The 262-nt window shown below is 67.9% G+C and carries 1 protein-coding gene; it reads left to right on the forward strand.

The annotated features are described in order from the left end of the window. The coding region (locus AAEZ06_RS27545; protein WP_350617290.1) for a hypothetical protein at positions 1-262 on the forward strand (262 nt) is incomplete at both ends.

A 262-nucleotide genomic window follows, 5' to 3' on the forward strand; every position in this document is an offset into this window, starting at 1 on the left:
CCTACGTGGTGCCTGCGCAAACCCCACTCGACCCGATCGCCTGGCGCGATCAACTGCGCGCCGCGCTCAAGGTCGGCCTGCCGGACTACATGGTACCCAGTCACTGGCTGCTGCTGGACGCCTTGCCGCTGACCGGCAACGGCAAGCTCGATCGCCAGGCCCTGCCGCTGCCGGATGCCGGGGATTGGCAACGACCGTTCGAAGCCCCTGAAGGTGAGCTCGAACAGCAACTGGCGGCGATCTGGGCCGAGGTGCTGGGCGT

This window comes from Pseudomonas sp. HY7a-MNA-CIBAN-0227, from assembly GCF_040310325.1.
In the GTDB taxonomy this organism is placed as follows: Bacteria; Pseudomonadota; Gammaproteobacteria; order Pseudomonadales; family Pseudomonadaceae; genus Aquipseudomonas.